This window comes from Priestia sp. SIMBA_032, assembly GCF_046535215.1.
GTDB lineage: Bacteria > Bacillota > Bacilli > Bacillales > Bacillaceae_H > Priestia > Priestia aryabhattai.
The window spans coordinates 1-243 of sequence record NZ_JAWRXD010001374.1; the positions used below are offsets into that span (position 1 = coordinate 1).

A 243-nucleotide genomic window follows, 5' to 3' on the forward strand; every position below is an offset into this window, starting at 1 on the left:
TTAAATTCCCCTCAATCCATCCCTTCATTACATCATTTGTACCTACTGGAACTGTACTTTTCGTAACAACAATAATATCGTTTGTCGCATATAATCCAATATCTTTACAAGCACTCTGAATATACGTTAAATCCGCCGTCCCATCTAATAAAGATGGTGTTCCAACTGCAATAAATATAAACTCTACATCATCAAATGCCTCTTCTTTATTTGATGTAAAAGTTAAAGCATTATTCTCATATG

Annotated in this window: 1 pseudogene; it reads right to left on the reverse strand. The window is 32.9% G+C overall.

Annotated elements, in window-relative coordinates:
- A pseudogene (locus SB717_RS38830) lies at positions 1-243 on the reverse strand (UDP-glucose 6-dehydrogenase); the annotation flags it as partial.